The organism is Pseudanabaenaceae cyanobacterium SKYG29 (assembly GCA_025055675.1).
Lineage (GTDB): Bacteria > Cyanobacteriota > Cyanobacteriia > Pseudanabaenales > Pseudanabaenaceae > M5B4.
The window spans coordinates 755,501-776,755 of sequence record JANWWT010000001.1; the positions used below are offsets into that span (position 1 = coordinate 755,501).

Annotated in this window: 25 protein-coding genes, 2 tRNA genes and 1 pseudogene; 15 read left to right on the forward strand and 13 right to left on the reverse strand. The window is 49.2% G+C overall.

All coding sequences use genetic code 11. The features are described from left to right. The first annotated feature begins 91 nt into the window (after window positions 1-91). A tRNA-Asp gene (locus NZM01_03645) sits at window positions 92-165 on the forward strand. Here NZM01_03645 and NZM01_03650 read toward each other — a convergent pair. The 7 genes from NZM01_03650 to NZM01_03680 form a co-directional block, all read right to left on the reverse strand. Next, window positions 166-1,896 carry a pentapeptide repeat-containing protein gene (locus NZM01_03650; GenBank protein MCS6959122.1) on the reverse strand — a complete coding sequence of 577 codons (1,731 nt, stop codon included), beginning with the start codon at window positions 1,894-1,896 and terminating at the stop codon, window positions 166-168. 2 nt (window positions 1,897-1,898) lie between these two features. Beyond that, window positions 1,899-2,555, reverse strand: a complete 657-nt coding sequence (locus NZM01_03655) for an SDR family oxidoreductase (protein MCS6959123.1) — start codon at window positions 2,553-2,555, stop codon at window positions 1,899-1,901. A gap of 30 nt (window positions 2,556-2,585) precedes the next feature. After that, window positions 2,586-3,554, reverse strand: coding sequence for a quinolinate synthase NadA (gene nadA / locus NZM01_03660; protein ID MCS6959124.1), 969 nt, complete (start codon window positions 3,552-3,554; stop codon window positions 2,586-2,588). Between the two features lie 58 nt (window positions 3,555-3,612). Then, a complete protein-coding gene (gene mutL, locus NZM01_03665; GenBank protein MCS6959125.1) occupies window positions 3,613-5,172 on the reverse strand; it encodes a DNA mismatch repair endonuclease MutL in 1,560 nt (519 codons plus the stop codon). Window positions 5,173-5,186: 14 nt separating this feature from the next. Further along, the gene (locus NZM01_03670; GenBank protein ID MCS6959126.1) at window positions 5,187-5,441 is read right to left on the reverse strand and encodes a hypothetical protein; all 255 of its coding nucleotides are present in this window, start codon (window positions 5,439-5,441) and stop codon (window positions 5,187-5,189) included. A 410-nt stretch (window positions 5,442-5,851) separates the two neighbouring features. Next, window positions 5,852-6,271: a tRNA (adenosine(37)-N6)-threonylcarbamoyltransferase complex dimerization subunit type 1 TsaB gene (gene tsaB / locus NZM01_03675; GenBank protein ID MCS6959127.1), complete on the reverse strand. Its 420-nt coding sequence runs from the start codon at window positions 6,269-6,271 to the stop codon at window positions 5,852-5,854. Further along, the gene (locus NZM01_03680; protein ID MCS6959128.1) at window positions 6,264-6,431 is read right to left on the reverse strand and encodes a hypothetical protein; all 168 of its coding nucleotides are present in this window, start codon (window positions 6,429-6,431) and stop codon (window positions 6,264-6,266) included. Before NZM01_03680 ends, tsaB begins: the two co-directional genes overlap by 8 nt. A 72-nt stretch (window positions 6,432-6,503) precedes the next feature. Between NZM01_03680 and NZM01_03685 the strand changes: the two genes are divergently transcribed. Together NZM01_03685 and rsmG are read left to right on the forward strand one after the other, a co-directional pair. Next, window positions 6,504-7,664, forward strand: coding sequence for a homocysteine biosynthesis protein (locus tag NZM01_03685; protein MCS6959129.1), 1,161 nt, complete (start codon window positions 6,504-6,506; stop codon window positions 7,662-7,664). Window positions 7,665-7,691: 27 nt separating this feature from the next. Next, a complete protein-coding gene (gene rsmG, locus NZM01_03690) occupies window positions 7,692-8,321 on the forward strand; it encodes a 16S rRNA (guanine(527)-N(7))-methyltransferase RsmG (GenBank protein MCS6959130.1) in 630 nt (209 codons plus the stop codon). Here rsmG and NZM01_03695 read toward each other — a convergent pair. Genes NZM01_03695 through NZM01_03705 form a run of 3 tightly spaced genes read right to left on the reverse strand, consistent with a single transcriptional unit; the run spans window position 8,306 to window position 10,197 of the window. Further along, complete coding sequence (locus NZM01_03695; GenBank protein ID MCS6959131.1) at window positions 8,306-8,677, reverse strand: CZB domain-containing protein; 372 nt, start codon at window positions 8,675-8,677, stop codon at window positions 8,306-8,308. The two genes, rsmG and NZM01_03695, sit on opposite strands and share 16 nt — an antisense overlap. 32 nt (window positions 8,678-8,709) lie before the next feature. Next, window positions 8,710-9,759 (reverse strand): histidinol-phosphate transaminase, encoded by a 1,050-nt coding sequence (locus NZM01_03700; GenBank protein ID MCS6959132.1) that lies wholly within the window; start codon window positions 9,757-9,759, stop codon window positions 8,710-8,712. Window positions 9,760-9,801: 42 nt separating this feature from the next. Then, a complete protein-coding gene (locus tag NZM01_03705; GenBank protein ID MCS6959133.1) occupies window positions 9,802-10,197 on the reverse strand; it encodes a DUF29 domain-containing protein in 396 nt (131 codons plus the stop codon). Window positions 10,198-10,325: 128 nt separating this feature from the next. Here NZM01_03705 and psbV point away from each other — a divergent pair, with 128 nt between their 5' ends. The 5 genes from psbV to NZM01_03730 all read left to right on the forward strand — a co-directional run bounded on the left by psbV (window position 10,326) and on the right by NZM01_03730 (window position 13,616). Continuing rightward, on the forward strand, window positions 10,326-10,811 hold the full coding sequence (gene psbV / locus NZM01_03710; protein MCS6959134.1) for a photosystem II cytochrome c-550: 486 nt from the start codon (window positions 10,326-10,328) through the stop codon (window positions 10,809-10,811). Between the two features lie 29 nt (window positions 10,812-10,840). Next, a complete protein-coding gene (gene petE / locus NZM01_03715) occupies window positions 10,841-11,194 on the forward strand; it encodes a plastocyanin (protein ID MCS6959135.1) in 354 nt (117 codons plus the stop codon). Between the two features lie 720 nt (window positions 11,195-11,914). Further along, window positions 11,915-11,988, forward strand: a tRNA-Arg gene (locus NZM01_03720). A gap of 19 nt (window positions 11,989-12,007) precedes the next feature. Beyond that, entirely contained in the window at window positions 12,008-12,985 is a 978-nt protein-coding gene (locus NZM01_03725; GenBank protein ID MCS6959136.1) for an ABC transporter ATP-binding protein, read from the forward strand. Between the two features lie 130 nt (window positions 12,986-13,115). After that, window positions 13,116-13,616 (forward strand): hypothetical protein, encoded by a 501-nt coding sequence (locus NZM01_03730; GenBank protein MCS6959137.1) that lies wholly within the window; start codon window positions 13,116-13,118, stop codon window positions 13,614-13,616. Here NZM01_03730 and NZM01_03735 read toward each other — a convergent pair whose 3' ends face one another. After that, window positions 13,617-14,084: a hypothetical protein gene (locus NZM01_03735; GenBank protein MCS6959138.1), complete on the reverse strand. Its 468-nt coding sequence runs from the start codon at window positions 14,082-14,084 to the stop codon at window positions 13,617-13,619. Beyond that, window positions 14,081-14,677, reverse strand: a pseudogene (clpP, locus tag NZM01_03740) (ATP-dependent Clp endopeptidase proteolytic subunit ClpP). The gene NZM01_03735 and the pseudogene clpP overlap by 4 nt, the downstream one beginning before the upstream one ends. A 59-nt stretch (window positions 14,678-14,736) precedes the next feature. Here clpP and NZM01_03745 point away from each other — a divergent pair. From NZM01_03745 to NZM01_03760, 4 genes are all read left to right on the forward strand, one after another. Further along, the gene (locus NZM01_03745; protein ID MCS6959139.1) at window positions 14,737-15,459 is read left to right on the forward strand and encodes a phycoerythrobilin:ferredoxin oxidoreductase; all 723 of its coding nucleotides are present in this window, start codon (window positions 14,737-14,739) and stop codon (window positions 15,457-15,459) included. A gap of 227 nt (window positions 15,460-15,686) precedes the next feature. After that, the gene (locus NZM01_03750) at window positions 15,687-15,809 is read left to right on the forward strand and encodes a hypothetical protein (protein MCS6959140.1); all 123 of its coding nucleotides are present in this window, start codon (window positions 15,687-15,689) and stop codon (window positions 15,807-15,809) included. 93 nt (window positions 15,810-15,902) lie between these two features. After that, the gene (locus NZM01_03755) at window positions 15,903-16,901 is read left to right on the forward strand and encodes an alpha-ketoacid dehydrogenase subunit beta (GenBank protein MCS6959141.1); all 999 of its coding nucleotides are present in this window, start codon (window positions 15,903-15,905) and stop codon (window positions 16,899-16,901) included. Beyond that, a complete protein-coding gene (locus tag NZM01_03760; GenBank protein ID MCS6959142.1) occupies window positions 16,901-18,538 on the forward strand; it encodes an N-acetylmuramoyl-L-alanine amidase in 1,638 nt (545 codons plus the stop codon). The genes NZM01_03755 and NZM01_03760 overlap by 1 nt, the downstream gene beginning before the upstream one ends. A 2-nt stretch (window positions 18,539-18,540) precedes the next feature. Here the strand turns inward: NZM01_03760 and hisF are convergent, their stop codons facing one another. Beyond that, a complete protein-coding gene (gene hisF, locus NZM01_03765; protein ID MCS6959143.1) occupies window positions 18,541-19,308 on the reverse strand; it encodes an imidazole glycerol phosphate synthase subunit HisF in 768 nt (255 codons plus the stop codon). A gap of 154 nt (window positions 19,309-19,462) precedes the next feature. On the opposite strand from hisF, the gene NZM01_03770 reads away from it, so the two are divergent. The 3 genes from NZM01_03770 (at window position 19,463) to NZM01_03780 (ending at window position 21,195) form a co-directional block, all read left to right on the forward strand. Then, entirely contained in the window at window positions 19,463-19,897 is a 435-nt protein-coding gene (locus NZM01_03770; GenBank protein ID MCS6959144.1) for an Hsp20/alpha crystallin family protein, read from the forward strand. A gap of 118 nt (window positions 19,898-20,015) precedes the next feature. Next, window positions 20,016-20,708 (forward strand): imidazole glycerol phosphate synthase subunit HisH, encoded by a 693-nt coding sequence (hisH, locus tag NZM01_03775; GenBank protein ID MCS6959145.1) that lies wholly within the window; start codon window positions 20,016-20,018, stop codon window positions 20,706-20,708. Further along, window positions 20,701-21,195, forward strand: coding sequence for a DUF2808 domain-containing protein (locus NZM01_03780; GenBank protein ID MCS6959146.1), 495 nt, complete (start codon window positions 20,701-20,703; stop codon window positions 21,193-21,195). Before hisH ends, NZM01_03780 begins: the two co-directional genes overlap by 8 nt. Window positions 21,196-21,255 lie beyond the last annotated feature (60 nt).

The following is a 21,255-nucleotide window of genomic DNA, read 5'->3' on the forward strand; positions in this document are numbered from 1 at the left end:
CTGGGCTCATACTTTCTTCAGACAAACTTTGCTGGCATAACTTGACAAACTAAGGAGGTAAACCCTAAAATATCAAAGCCACAAATGCAATGGGACTGTAGTTCAATCGGTTAGAGCACCGCCCTGTCACGGCGGAAGTTGCGGGTTCGAGCCCCGTCAGTCCCGTTACCCCTGCAAGGCCTCCAGGAGGAGATGAAAGAGAGGATGTTTCACTAGGGGTTGTATTTCGGGACAGTCATCATTTTCCACAGCTGTAGCTAGTGTCTTACGCAGAGAAGGGTGCTGGTGTACCAACTCCGCTGCCTGTGCGATCCCCGCCATCCGATCGGCTATGGACTGGTCACTATAGACGGAGAGAACTTCATCCAGGATGTGCTTGACCTCGGTAATAGCGATCGTTATATCGTCCTCTGGCTGTAATACGGTTACTTGTTCAATGACAGTGGGTGGGGGGGCTGCTCCGACCATACCCGCAACCGTACGGCGCTGTTTCATCAATTCATTGGTTGGGCTAGTAGCTCGATGGACAGAACTCAAACGATTGACACCCCAAAATAGAGTGTTGATATATTCACTGTAGGGCACTGGCTCTCGGGAAAAACCGATCACCTCAATCCAGTCCTGGTCAGCCCTTGCCTGATACTCCTCATCCAGAGCTTTCCTTAACAACTCGTAGGAGAGCATGAATTCGTCGTGGAGACGGGAACGATCGGTTTCTCCTGCCACCGTCATTTTGATTACTACTGTGCCATCGCCCTTGTTTTTGATACTGGTGATGGACATTTTGGCATCAGGATTGTGGTTTTGCATATCTTGGAAGGTCTGGGCAAAGGCTTCCCAATCTATGCCCTGATGAAACACTAGGGAGACATAGCCCCTGGTCTTTTGGAACATCCGCACAAATTCTTCGGGTTTGAATTTGTCAGCGGGAGGATAGCGGTCTTCGTAGAGACGAGTGAGCAAGCCCTGGGGACGCTCCACCTTGGACTTTAGGTAGATGTACTCGCATTCCACATTCTCCAAGCGGGTGTCACTATCAACTTCCCAGTTCTCTAAACAGACCCCTGTAAACTGAGTGCCGGTAAAGTTAGTCCCCATTGCCTGGGTACCACAAATGTAAGCTTTCATCAAGTCGCAGTAACTGAGATCGGCGTAACGCAGGTCCGCGTCAAGGAAGTTTGCCCCCGTTATGTCGGTATAGCTGAGGTCAGCAAAGCGCAGGTCAGCGTGGCTAAAATCAACACTGCCCAAATAAGCTCGACTCAGACGCGCCCGCACAAGAGTAGCTCCCGAGAGGTCGACCTTGAACAAATTAGCTCGCATCAGGTTGGCACGGGTGAGGTTAGCAGCCCGAAGAATTGCTTCGTTGAGGTCGGCACCGTAGAAATTGCTCCGCATCAAGTTGCAAATACTGAGGTCTGCCTGGACGAGATTAGCTCCGCCCAGGTCGGCGCTGTAGAGATTAGTACCAAATAGGTTGGCATTGGCTAAATTGGCTTTGCTGAGGTGGGCATTGCGCAGATGGGCTTCACTTATGTCCGTTTCTGAGAGGTCGGCTTCAGTCAAATCTGCTCCAAACATATAGGCACCCCGCAGATAGGAGCCATGGAGGGAAGCACTAAATAGATTGGTGCCACTGAGGTCAGCTTCCCCCAAAAAGCAACCGTTGAGGTTAGCATGACTGAGGTTAGCAGTGCTTAAATTAGCATTTCTAAGATTGGAGCCACTCAGGTCTGCCCCTGACAAGTCTACGTCAGTTAGGTCGGCATAACTCAGGTCCCTACCACTGAGGTCAGCACTCCTGAGGTCAACGGGGGTGTCGGGATGTTCTCTGCGCCAACGATTCCACTCATCTAGTCCTTGTTCTAGTATTTGCAAGTACTCAGCTTTTGCCATAGTCAAACTTGGGCAAACAGTTCGGGAATGGGAATATGGGGAACTGTAGGACTAGTGACTACCTCCACAATTTTATTCCGTGCCGCGGGACAAAACAGCGCTTCTACACACACCTGCGCCACTAACGATCGGGGAATTCTACCACTAAACAGGGTGTCGGCTTTGCCCATAACTAGATTGTCTGTAGTAGGGGTATTGGTGAGACCGCCAGGGCGCACGATCGTGTAAGTAATCCCACTCTGCTCTATGTACCGCTCTGCCTGTTTTTTCCAAAATAGGACTAACCAAAAGAGATTGAGGGGATGGAAGAAGACAGAAGTGAGCAGGGAGGAGACCAGTACCAGGTGGGCAATATTTTTGCTGAGGGCGGCTTTGACTAGATTTTTCGTGCCCAGATAGTCTACCTGCAATGGACCAAAGATGTTCAAACTGGGACGGGCACCCGTGGCGCAGATGATATGGGTACAATCCCCAATGGCTTCAGGTAGCAAATAGCGATCGAGGACATTTCCTTCTACTGTTTCCACACTGTTGCCCCAAATAGCTATAGCCTTACTGGGACTGCGTACTAGTGCCCGCAGGGGTATTCCGCGTGACTGCAATTCTTTGACGACAGCTTGACCCGTAGCGCCCGTTGCCCCGACGACTAATACTTTCATAGCTTGCCCCCTAACAGTATTTATTCTACCCTAGGGAGTAGCAGATAATGCCAGCATCCGTTGAATGGGCTGCAGTGCTGCCAAACGCAGGGATTCATCAAGAGTGATTTCCGGGGAGCGATCGCGCATGGTGTAGTACAGTTTTTCCAGGGTGTTAAGCCGCATGTAGGGGCATTCGTTACAGGCGCAGTTGTTATGGGCGGGAGCAGGGATAAAGGTCTTGCCCGGGGCAATTTTTGCCATTTGATGGATAACCCCAGGTTCCGTCACTACGATAAATTCAGGGGCAGCACTGCGGGCGACATACTTGATCAAGGCAGTGGTAGAACCAATAAAGTCGGCATGGCGTAAAACTGCTGCTTCGCATTCAGGGTGGGCAATCACCTCTGCCTGGGGATGTTTTACTTTTAATTCCACCAGCTTCTGTTCTGAAAAAATTTCATGGACAATACAGGTGCCCTCCCACAACAATAAATCTCTTCCTGTCTGTGCCGCTACGTATCTGCCTAAATTGCGATCGGGGGCAAAAATTAGGGGTTGGTCGGGGGGAAAGGAGTTGACAATTTTGACCGCATTGGCGCTGGTGCAGATCACATCGCTCATAGCTTTGATAGCAGCGGAGCAATTAATGTAGGACACGACTTTGTGATCGGGGTGAGCAGCTTTGAACTTGCGGAATTCATCAGGAGGACAACTATCAGCAAGGGAACAGCCTGCATTCAGATCAGGGAGGAGGACTTGTTTATCGGGATTGAGAATTTTTGCTGTCTCCGCCATAAAATGGACACCCACAAAGACAATCACATCCGCTGTAGTCTGGGCAGCCGCCTGGGCTAGACCGAGGGAGTCACCAATGTAGTCAGCAATGTCCTGGAGGTCGCTATTTTGGTAATAATGGGCTAAAATAACAGCGTTTAACTCCCGCTTCAGGTCGGTAATTGCCGCTACTAAATCGATCGGCTTTCTCTCTGTCCTTGATGCACGAGTTGCTACAAACAATTTCTTACCCCCCAAATCGTGTATTTTCTATTGTACCCGGCCCAGATGGAACACTTACCTAGTAACGGCGGAAGAAATTATCTAGTCTTTGTTTGCCCAAGAAGAAGTAAATAGGGCGACCGTGGGGACAGGTGTGGGGGACTTGGCATTGCTGCCACCCTTGGACGATTTGGGTCATAGTGAGCTGGTCTAACTCTACCCCGTTGCGCACAGCAGCAAGGCAGGCTACCCTAGCCCTAAGAGCCGTGTTACTAGATTCCCTGCTGAGAGCAGCAACTGCATTAGGCAAATCGGGGTGGTGGACAAGGAGGCGGGGAAGGGCAGTAATCCGCCACGTGTTATGTCCGAAAGGTTCGGCGGGAATACCCGCTCGGTTTAGGTTCTCCTGTTGTTCCTCGGTCAAATCAGTCAGCAGGAGGGGTTCTGCTAGGGGGACAATTGCCCAGAGGCTCTCCAACTGCTCAAAGAGAATGCGCTCATGGGCAACGTGCTGTTCTACTAAGTACAATCCCTCGGGTTGCTCCACCAGGATATAGGTTCGGTGCAGTTGTCCCAAAATTTTGGGCGGGGGAGCGGCGCAGTAATTAGCCTGGGATTCTGCCAAGTGAAAGAGTTGTTTGCCATAGCTGCTCAGACCGGGTTGGGGCGACTGTAACAACTGTCTGATACCCATCTCCACTCGCTGTTGCCACTCCCCTATGTTATGTAGATAGATTTCCCGTTTGGCGGGATGGCGCTGCCAGTCAATCGCCGTTCCTTCCACTTGCAAATGCACAACACACCCAGGAAAGCGTTGGCGGGGTAAAGTATGGCTAAAGGCAGCTAACACTGTCTGTTCTAGTTCTGGCACATGCACGGGGCGACCATTGACGGCAATCTTAATCCAATCGGGACGGGGACGGGAAAAACGATCGGGTAACCCCACCAACAGTCTGCCATAGTCCTGCTGCAGTTCCCGCACATCGGTCTCACTACAACGGGGAAAAATTTGCAGCCATATTTCCGCCATGGAAGCTCCTCCCCACAACGTAAACCAGGGGCGTTTTTCCAGTTCCACTTGCCAGGTTACAGCGGGATGGAGGAGAGCAAACTCTTGGATCAATTTCTGTATCTGCCGCAGTTGTTGGGACCGATCGGGTAAACCAGCGCGCCGCTGGGCAAAGTGGGCAAATATGCGCTCAGCCGTAACAATTGTGCCTTCCGCCATGGCATAGGGAGTAGGAGCGTCATAACCAGGGCGCATCTGATAACCAATCTGTCCTTGGGGGCGGCTGGCAATTGTCAAACGACTGAACTGGGCAATACTGTGGAGTGCTTCCCCCCGAAACCCTAGGCTAGTGATGTTGGATAAATCCTGCAATTGCCTGATTTTGCTGGTACTGTAGGGTTGCGCCACCTGCACTAAATCTGCCACCGTCATACCTACACCGTTATCCGCCACTTGCACTGAGAACAGGTCATCCTCTGTCCACAGGTTAATTGTGATCCGATCGGCTTGGGCATCGAGGGCATTTTCCACCAACTCCCGTACTACAGCCACAGGGGAGTCAATGACTTCCCCCGCACTAATTAGGGCAACGATCGTTTGGTCTAACGGCTGGATACCTCCAGAGCCCATTGCCCTGTTTCAGCTTAGACATTCACTTCGGGCTGGGGTTCGGGGATAAAGGGGTCTTGGAAGTTAGAGGGTTCGTAGAGAAACCGTACCGCTTCCGATTCCAGCTTATGGATCAGAGTTACATCTAGGGAGTTATTGACTCTTAGGGCAGCCATAAAGCCATCAATAAACAGGCGTAGTTCATCCCGCGTGTAACCTTTGTGCCACATATCCACCAGGGAATCAGTAATCTTTTGGTAGTTGCGGATGGCAAGAGGGTCAGTAATCATAGCTTCCTGGCTCAACTGCTTGTGTTGCCATATTAGCACTCCCTCAGGGGAAGGAAAAGGATTCTTGGATGACCAGTATACTGCTCTAATTTAGCATAGTTTAATTTTCTGGCTATTTCTGATTCCTGCTTTGATAATATCGACTGCCCACAGTATTCAGTACAATCTATCCAAGCTATGCTGAATTTTCTAACGGGCTAAAATACTATCAATGTAAAACCCTATTGAGATTAGCTCATCACCTCTAACTAAATCCGCACTGCTAAAATAATGACCCTCCCAGAAAGCAATGGCATTGATGTTGTTGAGGTTGTAGATGCTATTCAATTTCCTTTGAACTATGCTTACTTTGCTTAATAGTTAAATCATCTCTCATAGTGCAGTTTTTACAATTTTTAAAGTATAGTTACTTATTGGTAGAGAGGAAGTACATCTTTGTAGTCCCCAGGTTCTTGATGGCACCAGCGTTGATGGGCAATTTCTAGCAACTTGCGCACTGCCGAACCCTCCCCTGTTCTAGCATCAATCTCAGCACAGGCAACGCCGTACACTGGTATGTGCAACTGCTGCCCTAGGGTGCGAGCAATTACCACCCCTACCCTGGTGCCAGTGAAACTCCCCACTCCTGTGGCTACTGCTACGTAAACGAGGTCTGTCCAGGATCGGTCTGTCATCAATTCCTGCAGGTAGATGTGCACTAGACCAGAACTTTTTTTCCCTAGGTCGGCGATTTTTTCCACGATGGTCAAGTCTTCCCCTTGGCAAAAAGACCCCAGGGCAAGTTGGAGCTGGGGCGTGGTCGTATGTAAAGCCAGAGCCAGTTTAGGCACCTTCCAGGTCTTCGCCAGGTTCCAGGGTCTCTTCCCCTTCCTCTAAGCGGGTCAGCTCAGGACGACGCATATACTTAGAAGGAGTGCGTTTGCGGAATTTGCGGGCGTAGGCGAGGTTGCGCAGGGCTTTTTCTTTTTTGAGGTTGCGGCGTTTTGCCATGCCAGTTTGTCTCAACGAAAAACAGCCTATCTAGGATAACCTATTTTAAGGGTCAGTCTCACTCACAATTCTATGGAACAGTCTATCGCTGACATCAATGCCAAAATTAGGGAGCGATCGGTGCGGGTGCTCACTTTATTGGAGTTACAAAAACGGGTAGCAGCGGTGGGACTGTCCCAGGCAGCGGCAGAAGTGGATGTTGTGACCACAGGGACATTTGCACCCATTGAATCGGCGGGGGTATTTATCAATTTGGGGCATACTGACCCACCCCTCCGCTTGCGTTCTTGTTGGTTGGATGGGGTGTTAGCTTACAGTGGCATGGGAGCGGTGGATTTGTTTTTAGGGGCGACCCAGGAGGCGGAACCCCAGGAGGAACGACCGATCGGTTATGGCGGTGCGCACGTCATTGCTAAGTTGGTGGCGGGGGAAAGTGTACCGTTACGGGCAATTGGCATGCCCAACGATTGCTATCCCAGGGCTACCTTTGAAACCCACATCAATCGGGATTCCATTAACCAGTTCTATTTGTATGCCCCCCGTGGTCTCTATCAAAATTTTGTCGTGGGGGTCAACAGTGGCGAAGAGGTAGTCTACACCTATCTGGGTCCCTTGCTACCCCGCATGGGCAATGCTGTATATGCTAATCCAGGCGTGATCGCTCCCCTGTGGCATTCGTTAGAAACGATCGGAATTGGTACTAAAATTTTCCTCGGTGGAGGTATCGGATTTATTGCTTGGGAGGGCACACAACATTTCCCTAATCAAAAGCAATTAGAGAACCATATGCCCATCGGTCCTGCTGCTACTTTAGCCCTAATTGGTGATGCCAAGCAGATGGATAAGGAGTGGGTAAAGGGCTGTTATTTGCGTAACTATGGTGTCAGTTTAATGGTGGGTGTGGGTGTGCCAATTCCCGTACTGAATGAAAAAACGATCGAGTCTTTAGCTCTCCAAGATGAAGAGATTATGGCACCAGTGATTGATTTTTCTATCCCTCGCCGTGTACGTCCCAGTTTTGGCTTGGTGAGTTATGCTCAATTAAAAAGTGGCAAGATTACGGTTAATAATATTCCTGTGCGTACTGCCCCTATAGTCAGTATTTCCCGCGCTGAGCAAGTGGCTAGTATCTTAAAAGATTGGATTATAAAAGGGGAATTTACCCTCACAGAACCGATCGCTGCTATCCCCCCTCAACGACAGTTTCTACATCAAGATTTAATAAATGTATAGATAAAAGACGAGACAATTTTCCCAGCCATGAGCTTGTCCCCTGAGATATGGCAGCAAACACTCCATTGGCAACCTAGTGAGCAAGAAATAGGGCAATTCCAGGAACTCTATGACCTAGTTTTATTGGGCAATCAGACGCAAAATCTAACTCGTATTACTGACCCTGTAGATTTCTGGGAAAAGCATATTTGGGATTCTCTGCGGGGTGTAAAACCCTTTTGGCAAGCAAGGCATCTCCAGGTAATTGATATAGGAACGGGGGCGGGTTTTCCTGGTTTACCTATAGCTATTGTTTTTCCGAGTTGGCATTTGACGTTGCTGGACGGAACATTGAAAAAGATAAAATTTGTGAATGACACGATCGAGAAATTGGGTTTAACCAATGCCATTGGTGTGCACGGCAGGGCAGAGGAATTAGGCACAAATAAGTATTATCGCCACCAGTTTGACTTAGTCTTAATTAGAGCGGTCGGTAGTGTGCCCGCGTGCCTCAAATATGGACTACCCCTGACTAAACCAGGGGGAACAATTGTTCTCTATCGGGGTCACTGGCATCCACAGGAGGCAAATTACTTGGTCAATCAGAACTGGCAAATTGATAGCTTTGTCACGCCTATTTCCCAGAGTCAGCGAAATTGTGTTTACATCAAAGTTTGACTTACCCTCGCTAAATCTAACAAAGCACTACGTAACCGATCGGAAAGCTGGATATATTCACTGCCATCTGATAACAATTCCTTGGCTTTCTCTTTGTTGCCAGTGACAGCTAGCAAAGCAATTTGGGCTGTAAGTTTGTGGAACTGAGCATGAATTTGCCGCACGGCTTCGTATTGGGCAGTTAGTTTGATAGCAGCAGGTATTTCATTGCCATATAGCCATTTACCAAATACACAAGCATTGTCCAATTCAATTACAGAAGGGGGCGGATCGATAATACCAGAATCGATCGCTTTATATAGCCTTTCCTTCCAGGCAGTATGGGCAGCTAGGGCAGCAAAAATTTGCTCTTTCATAGCGATATAGTAGCACCTATTTGATGAATATATCACCCTTTGTAAAAAGAATAAATCCGCTCGATCGTGCGTTGATTTTGGGCGGGAGTGCCGATAGTAATTCTGAGTCCTCCTCCTGTGTGGCGAATGAGAGTACCTACTTGAGCTAAATGTTGTTGTAATTTCCGATCATCGGGAGTCCGCACGTAGAGAAAATTAGCCTCACTTTGCCATACTTGTAACTGGGGTAATTTTTGTAATGCCTGATATAATTTCTCCCGTTCTTGCCGAATTTCCTCGACTAGGCTGAGGAGTTCCTGACGGTGAGCTAATACTAATTCCCCACCGATCGCTGTTATAGTTGGTAAATTGTAGGGCAGACGAATTGTCTCCAATACCCTAATTACTGCAGGGTCAGCAATAGCATAGCCTAAGCGAAAAGCAGCTAGTCGCCATGCCTTAGAAAAAGTCCGCAAAATTACCCAATTGCCCTGTTCCCCTATTTCTCCCACCAAAGAGTGACCTGCAAATTCGTAATATGCTTCATCTACCACCACTAAAATTTCCCTGGGCAACGATCGTAGCCATTCTATCTCTGTCTTACTCAATAAATTGCCCGTTGGCGAATTGGGATGGACTACAAACACAGCTGCGATCTTCTCTGTTTTAATTGTGTGCTGGGCAGCAGCAATATCGATGGTAAAATCTACCTCCGATCGCCCCACAATATGTACAGGAATTCCTAGGGTTTGAGCTAAAATGCTATACATGGAAAAGGTGGGTGTAGCAATTAAAATTCCCCCCTTGCCTAAGCAACTAGCAATTAAAACCGATCGGATCAATTCATCGGAACCATTCCCCAAGGAAATCCATTCCCTACCGACACCTGCATACTCACTCACTGCCTGCCGTAAATCTGTGTAGCTGCCGTCAGGATAGCGATTAGTGGATAAACGATCGGTCAACTCTTGGGCTAACTTCTGTTTCAGAGGCAACGGCAAATCCACCGCCACTTCATTGGCATCTAGTTTGTCCTCAACCTCATCATAGTGCTCTGCACTGTAGGGAGTTAACTGTAGTAAGTCCGATCGGATACAATCCATACTCTACTTCAAAATTTGGCTGTCAGTAACGCATCAATGTCGTCAAAATGTAGGATTTACATCAGGAAAATTGATTTGGGAATAATCCTCTCTCACCGTTGCCCGTGCCCTAGTATAAGTTTGGCGTAAAATCTCCTGGAGAAAATGCTTGAGACTGGGGGAGTCTGCTAGTAAATCTTGTAGATCCTTGCGAAAGTTTCTTATCTCTCTCTGCCAACCTAGGTAGTACCCTGGTAGGGGCACATAACAACTTTTGAGTGAATGCTCTAACAAACGACGCAGTAAACCCCTAGCCCCATTGCGCTGACTGCTTCCCCAATCTTCTAACTCAGTAATCAACTTCTCCAGGTCTAAATTCCCAAAGTCACGGCTCTGCAATTTAGCCACAGTGTCTTCTACCCATAACACTACATCCCGATTGTATAAAGATTCTCTCATAGGCAAAATTACTCAAAATAAAAGCTCTCCTCAGTCTTCTGGTGAGAGTTCTCACAAAAAAAGGGAGGTATTCCACTACAATCGACATAGTAATTTACAATATTATGCCTCATTACAAGAGAACAGTTATGGTAAAAGCAATTTTAACTTTTGTTGCCCTAGTTTCCCTGCTGGGGAATCTTCTGGTCAATCCCGCCTTTGCCAAAGACCTGGACGAAGCCACCCGTACGGTCAAGTTTGATGAGAATTCTACGATCGTTCTCACGCCCAAAGAACTGCAGAACGGCAAGAAGTTATTCAACTCTGCCTGTGCCAGCTGTCACTCCGGCGGTGCCACGTTTACTAACCCCAACGTTGGTCTGGACATGGAAAGTCTGAAACTGGCTACACCCCCCCGCGATAACCTGCTGGCAATGATTGACTACCTGAAGAATCCCACCAGTTACGATGGGGAAGAGGAAATCTATGAGTTGCACCCCAGTTTGCGCAGTACCGATGTCTTTCCCCAAATGCGCGGTTTGACGGAACAAAACCTCAAGGAAATCAGTGGTTATGTCCTCTACTCTGCCCAACTTAAGGGGGTCAGCTGGGGCGGTGGTAAAGTATATTATTAAGAAATTCTGTAATTTACCATCCTGCTGCCATGAAAGTTCTTAAACAAATTTTCCTTGCCTGCTTGTCCGTGCTCCTGGTTTTATGGGGGTCTGTGCAGCCTGCGCTGGCAACTACCTATGAAGTCAAGATGGGTACTGATAAAGGGCAGCTGGCTTTTGAACCTAAGGTTCTGACTGTTAAAGCAGGGGACACGGTGCGTTGGATTAACAACAAAGCCTATCCCCACAATGTGGTGTTCAGTGACCCCAACTTGTCCCATCCTAAACTCCTGCTCAAGCCCAACCAGGTGGTGGAAACTACCTTCAATCAGCCGGGCGAGTACGACTACTACTGCACTCCCCATCGGGGTGCTGGGATGGTGGGCAAGATCATTGTCCAATAGCTACAGCTCTTTGCTCTCTCTTTGCCTGTCCCTACTAGGGGCGGGTTTTTTAGTGTCTATCTCCCCCCTGCTCTGGACAAAAAAGCTGTCTATCCTAGCAGGATTACAGGTAGAGGTCAACAAAATAGCCCCCAACCTCTATGATCAGAAATAGTAGTTTTCTTAGATGACTATGACTTATCCCGTCCTTTCCCTTGCTCCTGAAGAGGCAATCAGCTTTTTGGCGCAGCTCTACTCTACAGTGATTGTGGTTGACCCACCAGAATTTGTGCGCCGCTACCGTGGACGGGTGTTGATTCACTCCTTGCCTTTCCCTGACCATCCCCGCCTACAGCAACTTTGCCTAGAATTTTTGGCTGCCTATGGTTTTGACCCTCACACTTTCCCTAGCTTGGCGCTGCAGGGTCTGGCTACTGTCGTCGATGCCTATCCCTACAATCCCGATCGTTTTTGTGCTGAGCAGGCAGAACATGGTTGCGGTGAGAGTCTCTATGCTTATCAGTTGGACTACAATGTGCGAGGGGAAGTATGGGGCATAAGGTTGGGACAGACCTATTTTCTAGATGCGCCTGTTACGGATATTTTGCCACCCCCTGGTACGGAACATGGGGACTTCTGGCTGCCCCAAACCACTTCTCAGCTGCGGGGGGTAGAACAAGCTCTATTGGAAGATGCTATCCAATGCCCAAGTTTGACAACACGTTATAATGACTACGGTATGGGGCTGTGGCTCAGGTGGATAGAGCAAGCGCCTCCTAAGCGCTAGGTCGCCGGTTCAAGTCCGGCCAGTCCCGTTGACAAGGAGGGAAAACGATGCTAGCGATCGAGGTAAAAAATCTACGCAAGTCCTACAAGGATACTGTAGCTGTAGATGACCTTTCCCTAGAAGTGCCCCCTGGGGTAATTTATGGTTTGCTAGGTCCGAATGGGGCGGGCAAAACGACGACGATCCGCTGTATCTGTACTCTCCTCAAGCCCGATCGGGGCACGATCAAGGTTTGTGGACTGACGGAGGAACGGGCAATCCGCCAGAAATTGGGTTATGTGGCTCAGGAAGTGGCGCTGGACAAGGTACTAACAGGTAGGGAACTCTTGCAATTACAAGCAGCTCTCTATCACCTTCCCCCTAGAGAGATTCCCCAGGCGATCGAGCGGGTTGTAGATTTACTGCAGCTAGGGGAGTATGCGGATAAACGATCGGGTACCTACTCCGGAGGTATACGCAAGCGGCTGGACTTGGCAGCGGGTTTATTGCATCAGCCAGAAGTGCTTGTTTTGGATGAACCGACGGTGGGTTTAGATATTCAGTCCCGTCTGGCAATTTGGGAATTTTTACAGAAGCTGCGGGCGAGTGGGATCACGATTCTCCTCACCAGTCACTACCTAGAAGAAATTGATGCTCTGGCAGACCGCGTGGCAATTATCGATCGGGGCAAGTTGATTGCTGAAGGTACACCCACCCAGCTGAAAGAGAGTCTAGGGGGCGATCGGGTGACTATTAAGATTAAGGAATTTACGGAGTTGGAGTTAGCCCAAAAAGCAATAGCAGTATTGGGGGGACTGCCCTTTGTGCGCAGTAGTTTGATTAATCCTGCCCAGGGGAATGCCGTTAGTTTAATAGTCAATTCGGAAGCGGGAGTACAGGAGAAAATTCAGTCCACTTTGAGCAGCCATGGTCTGCCTTTATTCAGCTACGCCCAATCTCGCCCTAGTTTGGATGATGTCTTTTTAGCCATTACGGGACAGACAATCCTAGATGCGGAACTAGCTCTGCTGGAACAAAAAAGGTAATTTGTTGTGCTTGTATTCTAAGCATGGGCGTGGGCAGAGGGAATTTTAATGTCCCAGGCAAGCACTTGGTAGCGGCACTAGTCGAAAAGGATGGTATGAGTTTTTAAGAGTGCGTGGGTATCTTAAAACCGTGAAAATTAAAACACCAGAAGAACAGCAAATTGAACAGGAACGACTAGCCGAAATTTTAATTGTTTTAGAAGAACTCTTCCAGCGGGAAGGGGCTACGGGCAAAAGGGTGATCGGCTGTCTCTATGATATTGCCGTGATTAACTGGGTCAATCGCCATGTCCCCCCCCCTTTTAACCCTCTCCTGAAGTACCTAGCTAAATTTCCCAGAGGCATGGCACAGTATCTGGGCTTAAAGCTCTATCTCCAACCTAAATGCCCCAAATTAATCACCGATTGGCTGTACAGCTTAGTGGAATTTCCCCCCCCACCCACGGAAACTGTACAACTGCCCAAGGCAGAGGAGGTGAGAAAACTCAAGCAACAGGTGCGACTGCTAACGGGTTCTTTGATTGTCACGATCGTTTTATCCCTGGGCAGCATGACCCTACTCTGGCAAAGAGAGAAGCTGCAGAATTTACCGCTGCTGCAGGGTGAATCCACCGCCCACTTGCCCCAGTAGCTATCTGACCTGGAGTTGAGCTGCTTCTGTGATGCCTGGTAACTCTGCCACCTCTCCCCGTGCTGCCTGGACGAGACCAAAACCACTGGCAATTCCTATACCGATGAAAGTCGCATTAGCTAGGACTTCCCCCAGCAGGGGCAGGGCGGTACCGGCTAACCGCACCAGCAGAGAACAGAGGAAAACTACTAGAGTCAGTAACAATGCCTGTAGGACATTGACCCGTACCGATCGGTAAAAACGCCCATCCCGCACCACTAGGGAAAAAAGCGCAAAAAACAAAATTGTGTCAAGGGAGATAAATGGTAGGAGGGGGAAGTTGAGAAAATGGTGCAGCCACAACAGTGGCTCCAGAGCAGGGAGCAAGAAACTATAGTGATGTACTAGGTAGCCCCCCAGGGGCATCACCCCTGTTAGTGGGAGTAGATAGGGCAAACTTGCCAGTAACCGTTCCTGCCAATCCTTCATTGGTTGATCACCCCGTTGCGGCTGACGACCACCTCATCGATGATACCGTAGTCCTTAGCTTCTGCAGCTGACATGAAGAAATCCCGATCGGTATCCTGGGCAATGCGTTCCAGGGGTTGACCCGTATGGTAAGCCAGTAGTTCATTGAGGCGTTGTTTGTGGTAGAGAATTTCTTTAGCTTGAATTTCAATGTCAGTTGCTTGCCCCTGTGCTCCCCCTAGGGGTTGGTGAATCATAATACGTGAGTGGGGGAGAGAAAATCGCTTCCCTTTTGCCCCTCCTGCCAGGAGAAATGCGCCCATACTAGCTGCCAGTCCAACACAGATAGTGGAGACATCGGGGCGGATATGTTGCATCGTGTCATAGATTGCCATCCCAGCAGTGACTGAACCCCCAGGGGAGTTGATGTAAAGGTAAATGTCCTTAGTAGGGTCGTCTGCTTCTAGGTAAAGGAGTTGGGCAACTATGGTATTGGCTAGTTCTGCCGTCACCTGATCCCCTAGGAAAACAATGCGTTCTTTGAGCAGGCGGGAATAGATGTCGTAGGCGCGTTCACCTCTGCCAGATTGTTCAATAACAGTTGGGATCATGTGTACTTTGTTAGGAGAACACTCCTATTATATTCCCAGCCCCTTTAGATAAAGGTTTCTCCATGTCTTTATATAAGCCCTTTTTGGATTATGCCCTGAACTTCCTACAAACCCATTTCCCCTGTTCCCCTTATCCCATTCCCCCAGGTTTTGCCGAAAAATCTGCCCTAGTGGGTAAAGGTGCCCAGCCACAGGAAGTTAAAACGACTAGCTATGCTCTGCAGACGGAAAAACTCCGCCAGATTCGGGCTGCCCATGTGGAGGGAGGGCAGAATTTACAGGTGCTCAATTTTGTCATCTTTCCCCGCATTGCCTACGACTTGCCCTTCTTTGGCGCGGACTTGGTCACTCTGCCAGGCGGTCATTTAATCGCCATCGATATGCAACCTCTGTTTCGCGATGACCCTGACTATCAAGCTAAATATGCCCAGCCTGTCCTAGCCATTCATCAGCGCTACCAAGCGGTCCTACCGTGGGGCGGAGATTTTCCCCAGGAGGCAGCTTGTTTTTTCTCCCCTGCTTTTTTGTGGACGAGACCAAAGGATACTCACCTAGTAGAAACTGTGGTGTTCCAAGCTTTTCAGGAATATCTGCACCAATACGGAGAATTTGTGGCAAGGGCAGAGCCAGTGCCAGAGGAAAAACGATCGTTAATTGCCGCCGCACAACAGCGTTATTTGGACTATCGTGCAGCTAAAGACCCCGCTCGCGGCATGTTCACCCGCTTCTATGGCAAAGAATGGACAGAGGCTTACATTCATGGTTTTTTATTCACCCACAACTAAATGAACTGTGGCAAAGGAGGTTATTTATTTTCCTTGCCAGTGTGTCGGGTTATTACAGAGGGGTATATCCCTGAATTCTCGTTATATGCTCCCCCAGCACAACTGCCAATAAGTGCCACCCACCTCTCTCCATCTTGCGGTTGTCATAAAACATCGGGAGTTTGAGCTGCATAGCGGTTAAGACATGCACGGGTAGCATAGCACCTGTGACTGCTAACACGAAAACAATGACGGAAAAAGTTATCCGATCGGCAAAAGATAACAGGCAACTCACTGGACATACTGGCAAGGATTTTTTCTTCCTCTCCAGTCGTAGCGTGACTCCATGTCTAAGGATTGCCAACGTGTAAAAAGTCTTTTGCAACATTTCTCTAACCTGATAAATAAGCTGCATTCACCCTAGGCGCTTCCCTTATAATGGGCAAACGGAATTGCAAAAACTTATGGCAGAGTACACATTCTTTAATGCTCTACGGGCAGCTTTGGATGAGGAAATGGCTAGAGATGCCAGGGTGTTTGTTTTGGGCGAAGACGTAGGACACTACGGTGGCTCCTACAAGGTGACGAAAGACCTCTACAAAAAATACGGTGAATTGCGCTTGCTGGATACGCCCATTTGTGAAAATAGTTTTACGGGCTTGGCGATCGGGGCAGCGATGACGGGTTTGCGCCCTGTGATTGAGGGTATGAACATGGGCTTTTTACTCCTTGCTTTCAACCAAATTGCCAATAATGCGGGGATGTTGCGCTACACGTCGGGGGGGAATTTCAAGATTCCTTTGGTAGTGCGTGGTCCGGGGGGGGTAGGTAGAAATCTGGGGGCAGAACACTCCCAAAGACTGGAGGCTTATTTCCAAAATGTGCCGGGGATTAAGATGGTGGCTTGCTCTACGCCCTACAACGCTAAGGGTCTGCTCAAATCTGCTATTCGGGATGATAATCCTGTTATCTTTTTCGAGCATGTTCTGCTCTACAACTTAAAGGAAAATCTGCCCGATGAGGAGTACCTCTTGCCCCTAGATAAGGCAGAAATTGTCCGACGGGGTAAAGATGTCACGATCGTTACCTATTCCCGTATGCGTTACCATGTCCTCAAGGCGTTGGAAACTCTCCTACCTAAGGGCTATGACCCCGAAGTCATTGATTTAATTTCCCTTAAGCCCCTGGATATGGACACGATCGGTGCATCTTTGCAGAAAACCCATCGTTTGATCATTGTGGAGGAGGATATGCGCTGTGGGGGCATTGGCGCAGAAATTATTGCCTCAATTAACGATCGGTTTTTTGATGAGCTGGATGCTCCTATTGTCCGTTTAGCGGCTAAGGACGTACCCACTCCCTACAATACCAGGCTAGAGAATTTGACCATCCCGCAACCTGAAGATATTGTGGCGGCAGTGGAGCAGTTGTTCGGCGAGGCTCACCAGCCCCTCCTAGGCTGATGTTGATTGTTACCTATCCCCCACCCCAACATACAACTACTAGCGATCGTATTTTTGTCCTTGGTACCGCCCCCAAGGGGGGGAATGTTTTCGTGAATGGCAAACCTATTCGCCGTAGCGAGTTTGGGCATTTTGCCCCTAGTTTTCCCCTGCGCCTGGGGAGAAATGAACTGACGGTCACCTATGGACAGCAACGGAAAATACTGAGAATCGATCGTCTGCCCGCTGTCCCTGTCCCCCCAGCTTTTGGTTTTGTGCCGGATTCTCTCTTTCCCCGCCAAAAAGTGGTTTTACCCCCAGGGGAATTGGTTTGTTTCCAAGCAATTGCCACACCTAACTCTACTGTGACAGTCGCTAGGGAGAACTGGCAGATGTCCCTTGTTTCCGTGCCCCAGTTAGTCCTTCCTCCTAATCACGCTGTCTTGACCCACACTGCCCAAACTCACAGCCGTCAACCGGGACTCTATCAGGGCTGTACCCGCCAAGCTATCAGTGGTAAGTATGTCTACAAATTGACCCAGGGAGACCGCAGCATCACTGCCCCTGCCCCAGGAGAACTGGTCATACGGGAAACTTTCCCCACAGTCCTGGTCACTACTGACCAAGCAGTTACCCGCAGCGGTCCGGGGACGGACTATTCCCGCTTGACTCCTTTACCCCAGGGTACCCAAGCAATGGTAACGGGACAGATAGGTAATTGGCTGCGCTTGGAATATGGGGCTTGGATTGAACAAAAGGACACAAAAACGATCGAGCGGGCTACGCCAGTACGCAGCATAATTCGGGGCGTGAGTAGCCGCCCAGGAATGGCAGCAACAGAGATTCTCTTTCCCCTAGAAGTACCTGTACCCATCAGTATTCGGCAGGAAGCGCAAAAATTGGTCTTAACTCTCCACTATGTCACTGCTCAAACCGATACGGTTTTTCTCTCCCCAAATCCTGTGATTGAGCGCCTTGATTTTCAGCAGGTCAGCCCCGATCGGGTGGAGTATACCTTAACTTTCAAAACTAAGCAGCAATGGGGCTACAGTACCCGCTATGAGGGCAATACGCTGGTGCTAACGGTGCGCCATCCCAGTCCCCAGGTGAGGGTGCTAATCGATCCAGGGCATGGCAGTAGCAATGATTTGGGGGCGCGGGGACCCAACGGCTATCCCGAAAAGGATGTCACCCTCAAAGTAGCACAACTCCTTGCCCGAGCACTGCAGACAAAGGGGATAGAAGTAATTTTGACCCGATCGGGGGACGAAGATTTATTGCCCCAGCAGCGAGCCGAGATAATTAACAGAGTCAAACCCACCCTCGCCCTCAGTCTGCACTACAACGCCCTCCCCGACAATGGTGATGCGGAAACCACCCAGGGGATCGGGACATTTTGGTATCATCCCCACAGCCACCACCTAGCCCAATTTTTACACGACTATCTCACAGGTAAACTAAACCGCCAGTCCTACGGTGTATTTTGGGGCAATCTCGCCCTCACCCGACCCACGATCGCTCCCTCTGTCCTGCTAGAACTGGGTTTTATGACCCATCCCCAGGAGTTTGCTTGGATCACTGACCCCCAAGCACAACAACAGTTGGCAGATGTACTAGCAGAGGGAATTGTCAGGTGGCTGACAGACAGGAAAAGTTGAAATCAAGAATTAGTCCTAACAGGAACTCCTGCTTGTTGCAAATGACTTTTAATCTCATCGATCGTGAGTTGACCATAGTGTAGGAGGGATGCCAAGAGGGCGGCACTGGCCTTGCCCGCTGTTAGAACTGTCTCAATGTGCTGGCAGTTACCTGCCCCGCCAGAAGCAATCACTGGTACTGGTACCCGATCGACTATTGCTCTGGTCAACGCCACATCGTAGCCTGCCTGGGTGCCGTCGGCATCCATACTGGTCACTAGCAGTTCCCCTGCCCCCCGTCTCACTACCTCTTCTGCCCAGGCAAGAGCGTCTAACCCTGTGTTCTCTCTGCCCCCCCGTACATACACGTCCCAGCCTGAACGATCGGGTCTACTTCTGGCATCAATGGCGATGACTATACACTGACTGCCAAACCGATCGGCGGCTTGGTTGACCAAATCAGGGTTTCTCACGGCAGCGGAATTGAGGCTGACTTTGTCTGCCCCCGCCTGTAACAGGTCAGCGATGGTGTCCACATCCCGAATGCCACCCCCTACCGTGAGGGGAATAAATACTTGTTCGGCAGTACGGCGCACCACATCAATGAGAATCTGACGGTCTTCATGGGTGGCAGTGATGTCTAAAAATACTAGTTCGTCTGCTCCCGCTTGGTTATAGCGCTGGGCTAATTCTACAGGGTCACCGGCATCTTTTAAGTCGACAAAGTTGACACCTTTGACTACTCTACCTGCTGTCACGTCTAAACAAGGAATGATGCGTTTTGCTAACATAATCTCCCCAAGTTTTGTTAAGTATTTTAACAGAGGTTCGGTTAGCTAGAGTTTAGTTGGTATTGAAAACCCTACCACCAGATTTACATAGATTTGTTATGGTGTAATTGTCACGAAAGTGACGAAAAAAAACTAAAGAAGGAGGTATACAGATATGGCTCTAGTACGTTATCAACCCTTCCGTGAATTTGATGCTATTCAAAAAGAAATGAATCGCTTGTTTGACAGTCTATTTGCTACGGCAGAAAGTGTTTCTCCCTATGCTTTCATGCCCGCTGCGGAGCTGGAAGAAACTAATGAAGCCATCAACCTGCGCTTAGAGTTGCCTGGTATTGACCCCAAAGAATTGGACATCCAAGTAACTGCTAACTCCGTATCTATTACGGGGGAACGGCGCTCCGAAACCAAGACCACAGAAGACGGTGTCACGCGCTCTGAATTCCGCTATGGCAAATTCCAACGGGTGATTCCTCTGCCTGCCCGTGTTCAAAATAATCAAACCAAGGCAGAATACAAAGATGGTATTCTTCATCTCACCCTGCCCAAGGCAGAAGAGGAAAAGAACAAAGTGTTCAAGGTCACCCTCTAACAAATCTGTTAGGCTCAGCTTCGACAGGCTCAGCTTCGACAGGCTTAGCTTCGACAGGCTCAGCAGGTGGGATTGCTTTGCCCCCGATCGGGGGCTTTTTTTATGGCAATATATCTCCATGACAATTTTAGTGATTAATTCAAGGGTCGCTAATCTCCACTCGGTAGTCAAAGCTTTGCAGCTGGGTGGGGCGGCAGTACAAATTACCGATCGTTACCAAGATTTTGCTGGGGCAAGGGCAATCGTATTACCTGGGGTGGGAGCGTTCGATGCCGGGATGACAGCCTTACAACAAAAAGACTTGATTCATCCTCTCCAAGACTGGGCAGCTAAGGGGAAGCCATTGCTAGGAATTTGTCTGGGGTTGCAGATGCTATTTGAACGATCGGCAGAGGGAGAAAAAGCAGGTCTGGGCATTCTCAAGGGGGATGTGCAACGGTTACCTGCTTTGCCTGCTGTACCTTTGCCCCACATGGGCTGGAATCGCTTGGAAATTTGTGGTTCGGCAAGCTCTGCTTCGACAAGCTCTGCTTCGACAAGCTCAGCAGGCGATGGGTGGGTTTTGTGGCAGCATCTGCCTGCGCATCCTTGGGTCTATTTTGTCCATTCCTACTATGTTGAACCTGTAGACAAAATGATCGTTACTGCTACAACGGATTACGGGGGGTTTCACCCTGCTGTGGCAGTGGGGCAAGGCAATATTATGGGGTTACAGTTTCATCCCGAAAAATCGGGTCCGATCGGGCTACAAATCCTGAAAAATTTCGTCCAGTATGCTGGCGTATTAGCGGAGACAGGTAACTATGGCTAAATCTGCTCTATTTCTATCGATGGTACTGACTGGTATGTTGGCTCTGCCTACCCTGGCACAGGCGGGATCGGGGTTCATTTTGTTTGGGGATGTGCGGGACCGCGCCCTCAATTACACCCTCGATGATGGCAATGCTAAAAATATCGATCGCTATTTCCTTGACCTCAAACCCCAGAAATTCAAAATTGGTGAAATTATTATCAACATTCCCGAAACTTTTGACGGCAGATTTGACCCCGATCGGATGGAAGTACGCATCAAGGATAAGCCTGTGGCACTGCGCAGTAAAAAGCTAGACATGCAAGCCCGCCGCATTGAATTCGTAGTAGCTGAACCTGTGCCCCCCAATGTGCCTGTGACGATCGTTTTAGCGGGTGTGACTAACCCCTATTTCCCCGGGATTTACAAGTTTGATGCCAATTTGATCAGCGCCGATGACAAGCCTCTACTGCGTTACGTGGGGTCGTGGGTAATTGATTTCAACTGATGGGTTGGCAGGAATAGCCCCTAGGGTGTACAGTTAATCCTATGTCGTTAATATTAGGAG

What these genes read in the sequence shown, in the direction of transcription:
- NZM01_03650 (MCS6959122.1), bottom strand. Translation starts at nt 1,896, where the DNA reads ATGGCAAAAGCTGAGTACTTGCAAATACTAGAACAAGGACTAGATGAG.
- NZM01_03655 (MCS6959123.1), bottom strand. Translation starts at nt 2,555, where the DNA reads ATGAAAGTATTAGTCGTCGGGGCAACGGGCGCTACGGGTCAAGCTGTC.
- mutL (MCS6959125.1), bottom strand. Translation starts at nt 5,172, where the DNA reads ATGGGCTCTGGAGGTATCCAGCCGTTAGACCAAACGATCGTTGCCCTA.
- NZM01_03670 (MCS6959126.1), bottom strand. Translation starts at nt 5,441, where the DNA reads ATGATTACTGACCCTCTTGCCATCCGCAACTACCAAAAGATTACTGAT.
- NZM01_03680 (MCS6959128.1), bottom strand. Translation starts at nt 6,431, where the DNA reads ATGGCAAAACGCCGCAACCTCAAAAAAGAAAAAGCCCTGCGCAACCTC.
- NZM01_03685 (MCS6959129.1), top strand. Translation starts at nt 6,504, where the DNA reads ATGGAACAGTCTATCGCTGACATCAATGCCAAAATTAGGGAGCGATCG.
- rsmG (MCS6959130.1), top strand. Translation starts at nt 7,692, where the DNA reads ATGAGCTTGTCCCCTGAGATATGGCAGCAAACACTCCATTGGCAACCT.
- NZM01_03695 (MCS6959131.1), bottom strand. Translation starts at nt 8,677, where the DNA reads ATGAAAGAGCAAATTTTTGCTGCCCTAGCTGCCCATACTGCCTGGAAG.
- NZM01_03700 (MCS6959132.1), bottom strand. Translation starts at nt 9,759, where the DNA reads ATGGATTGTATCCGATCGGACTTACTACAGTTAACTCCCTACAGTGCA.
- NZM01_03705 (MCS6959133.1), bottom strand. Translation starts at nt 10,197, where the DNA reads ATGAGAGAATCTTTATACAATCGGGATGTAGTGTTATGGGTAGAAGAC.
- psbV (MCS6959134.1), top strand. Translation starts at nt 10,326, where the DNA reads ATGGTAAAAGCAATTTTAACTTTTGTTGCCCTAGTTTCCCTGCTGGGG.
- petE (MCS6959135.1), top strand. Translation starts at nt 10,841, where the DNA reads ATGAAAGTTCTTAAACAAATTTTCCTTGCCTGCTTGTCCGTGCTCCTG.
- NZM01_03725 (MCS6959136.1), top strand. Translation starts at nt 12,008, where the DNA reads ATGCTAGCGATCGAGGTAAAAAATCTACGCAAGTCCTACAAGGATACT.
- NZM01_03735 (MCS6959138.1), bottom strand. Translation starts at nt 14,084, where the DNA reads ATGAAGGATTGGCAGGAACGGTTACTGGCAAGTTTGCCCTATCTACTC.
- NZM01_03745 (MCS6959139.1), top strand. Translation starts at nt 14,737, where the DNA reads ATGTCTTTATATAAGCCCTTTTTGGATTATGCCCTGAACTTCCTACAA.
- NZM01_03750 (MCS6959140.1), top strand. Translation starts at nt 15,687, where the DNA reads ATGACGGAAAAAGTTATCCGATCGGCAAAAGATAACAGGCAACTCACT.
- NZM01_03755 (MCS6959141.1), top strand. Translation starts at nt 15,903, where the DNA reads ATGGCAGAGTACACATTCTTTAATGCTCTACGGGCAGCTTTGGATGAG.
- NZM01_03760 (MCS6959142.1), top strand. Translation starts at nt 16,901, where the DNA reads ATGTTGATTGTTACCTATCCCCCACCCCAACATACAACTACTAGCGAT.
- hisF (MCS6959143.1), bottom strand. Translation starts at nt 19,308, where the DNA reads ATGTTAGCAAAACGCATCATTCCTTGTTTAGACGTGACAGCAGGTAGA.
- NZM01_03770 (MCS6959144.1), top strand. Translation starts at nt 19,463, where the DNA reads ATGGCTCTAGTACGTTATCAACCCTTCCGTGAATTTGATGCTATTCAA.
- hisH (MCS6959145.1), top strand. Translation starts at nt 20,016, where the DNA reads ATGACAATTTTAGTGATTAATTCAAGGGTCGCTAATCTCCACTCGGTA.
- NZM01_03780 (MCS6959146.1), top strand. Translation starts at nt 20,701, where the DNA reads ATGGCTAAATCTGCTCTATTTCTATCGATGGTACTGACTGGTATGTTG.